At 65.7% G+C, this 3584-nt stretch carries 3 protein-coding genes; all 3 read right to left on the reverse strand.

Going from position 1 to position 3584, the window contains the following annotated elements; genetic code table 11:
* Window positions 1-392: aldehyde dehydrogenase family protein (locus DBR23_RS18070; RefSeq protein WP_146191365.1), on the reverse strand; the 392-nt coding region annotated here is incomplete at its 3' end.
* A gap of 150 nt (window positions 393-542) precedes the next feature.
* Window positions 543-2654: a PQQ-dependent dehydrogenase, methanol/ethanol family gene (locus DBR23_RS18075; RefSeq protein WP_108499142.1), complete on the reverse strand. Its 2112-nt coding sequence runs from the start codon at window positions 2652-2654 to the stop codon at window positions 543-545.
* 175 nt (window positions 2655-2829) lie between these two features.
* A partial coding sequence (locus tag DBR23_RS18080) for a TonB-dependent receptor (RefSeq protein WP_146191366.1) occupies window positions 2830-3584 on the reverse strand: 755 nt, incomplete at its 5' end.

Raw genomic sequence — 3584 nt, forward strand, 5'->3', positions numbered from 1 at the left:
ACAAAGTCCACGGCCAGCGCCATGTCCACGGCACGGGCCATGGCCGCCGACTTGCCGTTGTCGATGGATTCCACCTCGGCCAGCGCCTGTGCGTTGGCCTCCATCAGGTCGGCCAGGCGCAGCATCAGGCGCTCGCGCTCCACAGGGCGCATGCGGCCCCAGGGGCCTTCGCGCAGGGCACTGTGCGCAGCCAGTACCGCCTGGTCCACATCGGCCGGGCCGGCGCTGGCCACTTCGGAGATGGTGGCCTCGGTGGCCGGGTTCAGGGTGGCAATGCGCCGGCCACTTTGCGGCGCGACCCACTGGCCATTGATGAAGAGATCGTGCGTGCCGCGGCCCAAGAAGGTCGTAGCGCGCTCGGTGAGAAGGTGCTTGATATCGCTGAGGTTCATGAAAGGTCTCCGGTAAAAAGATGGGGCGACTGCCTCTGTGGGTAAGAAGCAGCCAGATGCGCAGGTTGCGTTTCCACTGCACCGTTGCGGACGGGCGAGCAGCGCCCGCCCGGGGCAGCTGCGCAGGTCAAATGAAAGTGGTGATGGGTGTTACTTGGGCCGGATCGCGTCGGCGGTGCCCTGGATGAAGGCCTTGATCTTCTCGACGTCCTGCATGCTGAGCTTTCCGGTGAAATCGGGCATGCCGCGCGAAGTGGCCGGGCCTTTGAAGATGAACTTGTCCAGGTGCTCGATATAGGCGGGGTCCAGATAGGCCAGGTTGGGCAGGTTGCCGCCCCGGTCCACGCCGGGCACGCCGTGGCAGAGGGCGCAGTTGCTGACGTACAGGGCCGTGCCTTCGGCCACCAGGCTCTTGTCATAGGGCACGCCCTGCAGCAGCTTGCCCTGCTGGTAGGCGACGAAGGCAGGCGCCTCGGCCTTGCCGTCCAGCGCGAAGGTGTAGACCGTGCCCGGTCCCTTGCGGTCAGTGTGGCGCGCGGCCAGGCCATAGCCGCCGCCCCAGCCCACGGCGATGGAGACGTACTGCCGGCCATCGACCTCATAGGTGATGGGTGCGGCCACCACGCCTGTGCCCGTGGGCTTTTCCCAGAGCTTCTTGCCGTTGCGCGCGTCATAGGCCACGAAGCGGCCGTCGGCCGTGCCCTGGAACACCAGGTTGCCCGCCGTGGCCAGCGTGCCGCCGTTCCAGGGCGAGGCATGCTCCACGCGCCAGCGCTCCTTTTGCGCCACCGGGTCCCAGGCGATCAGGCGGCCGAAGGGCGTGCTCTTGGGCGGCTCCATGTTGATCAGCGTGGCCGTGTTCCAGCCGATGTTGCTGTGCGGCTCGGGCAGGGAGCCGCCGTTGAACTTCCAGTTCTTGTTGTCCTGCAGCGTCAGCGGCACATGCTGGGCCGGCAGATAGGCCAGGCCCGTGTCGGGGCTGTAGGACATGGAATGCCAGTTGTGCGCGCCGAAGGGGCTGGGGACGATGTCGCGGGCGCGGTCGCCGCTGCGCGCAATGGCGGTTTCGATCGGGCGGCCCTTGGCGTCATAGCCGGTGGCCCAGTTCACATCGACGAAGTTCTTGGCCGAGATGAACTGACCGTTGGTTCGATCTATGACGAAGAAGAAGCCGTTCTTAGGCGCATGCAGGATCACCTTGCGTTGCTTGCCGCCGATCTTCAAGTCAGTCAGCACCATGGGCTGTGTGGACGTGAAGTCCCAGTTGTCGCCCGGGGTCTCCTGGTAGTGCCAGACGTACTGGCCGGTGTCTGGATTCAGCGCCACGATGCTGGCCAGGTAGAGGTTGTCCCCACCGGCCGGGCTGCGCTTGCTGCGAGCCCAAGGCGAGCCGTTGCCGGTTCCGATGTACATCAGGTTCAGCTCGGGGTCGAACGTCATGCTGTCCCAGGCCGTGCCACCACCGCCAGCCTCCCACCACTTTCCTGCGGGATCCCAGGTCTTGGCGGCTTTGGCCATGGCTTCATTCTCAAAGGGCTTGGACGGGTCGCCCGGTACGGTGAACCAGCGCCACTTCTGGTCGCCCGTGGCAGCGTCATAGGCCGTGACGTAGCCACGCACGCCGTATTCTGCGCCGCCGTTGCCGATGATGACCTTGCCCTTGAAGACACGTGGAGCGCCTGTGATGGTATAGCTGTACTTGCGGTCAACAATGGTGTCCTTTTCCCACACCTTGGCGCCAGAGGCCGCATCCAGCGCGACAAGGCGGCCATCAAAAACCCCCACGAAGACCTTGCCTTGATACACCGCCACGCCGCGGTTGACCACATCGCAGCAACCCTTGAAGCCATTGGCGCGGTCCACGCCGGGATCAAAGCTCCAGAGGCGCTTGCCGCTGCGCACGTCAATGGCGTGCACCACGCTCCAGCTGGCGCTGACGTACATGATGCCGTCCACCACCACCGGAGTGGCTTCCACGCCGCGGGTGGATTCCAGGTCGTACGACCAGGCCAAGCCCAGATTCTTCACGTTCCCGGTGTCGAGCTGCTTTAGGCGCGAGAAGCGCGTCTCGCCGTGGTCGAGACCGTAGCTGGGCCAGTCCTGGGTGGCGCGCGCGTTGTCTCTGATGCCCTGGGTGTCGATGCGCGCCGTGACGGCGCGGATATGCTCGGGCGAGCCCTTGGCCTGCGACCAACTGCTGGCCGGCAAGGCCAGCAGCACAAAGGCGCCCAGCATCGCTGCGGGAATGGATCGGGGGATCATTCGGTTTGTCTCCTGCGTGGTGTTTTCTACGTTCATGGAGCAGACCCGCTGCGGATGACTCCATGGGTGAACGATAAAAAAAGAGAGCCTTGCCCTCAACACTCGGACTAACCCTATGCCGAATGTGTGCCGCGATGGAACAACTGTAGCCCGACCGAGCCAGCCGACAGGGTCGTCAGAAAGTACGACTAAGCGTCAGCCCGGCTGACACGGAACGTCCCGCACCGGGCTCGAAGTAGCGCCGGTTGCTCTCATTGACGATCACCGACCCGACGTAGCGGCGGTCCTGCAGGTTGTCCCATCGCACAAACGCCTGCGCGCTCCACGCCTGCCAGCGCTGCGTCCACCGCAGGCTGCTGCCCCACACGGTGTAGCCTGCGGCATGGTCGGTGTTCAGGTCGTTCACCGGTACCTTGCCGCTGTGCAGCATGTCTACCGTCCAGACCCAAGCGGGTGCCATTTGCCAGGCCAGCTCCGCCCACACCCGTTGCGAGGCTACACCCGGCAGGCGGGTGCCCGGCGCGACCGAAGCCGTGGGCGCCGCGCAGGGCGTGCTGTCACAGGTCAGGAAACCATCGCGGTAGCGTGCGTTGAGCAGGGTCAGCGCACCACTGGCGGTCAGTGCACCCCACTGCGCGTCACCCGACAGCTCCAGCCCGTTGCGCCGCGTGCGGCCCGCATTCTGGAAGGTGGCGCGGCCGCCGGTGTTGGACAGCACGGTCAACTCGCGCTCGGTACGAGTCTCGAACACGGCGAGGCTCCAGCCGGCGTGGCCGTGCCTACCGCGCAGGCCCAGTTCCACCGTTTCGTGCGAGCTCGCGGCCAGCCCCGTGTTCAATCCGGATTGACCACCCGGGCGGTAGGCCACCTCGTTGAGCGTTGGGGTCTCCATGCCGCGCCCGACCGATGCATACGCCTGCAGCGTGGGCG

Source organism: Acidovorax sp. HMWF018 (assembly GCF_003061035.1).
GTDB lineage: Bacteria > Pseudomonadota > Gammaproteobacteria > Burkholderiales > Burkholderiaceae_C > Acidovorax > Acidovorax delafieldii.

Bases quoted from the DNA above. Each gene is read 5' to 3' on its own strand.
- DBR23_RS18075 (WP_108499142.1), bottom strand. From the start codon at position 2,654: ATGATCCCCCGATCCATTCCCGCAGCGATGCTGGGCGCCTTTGTGCTG.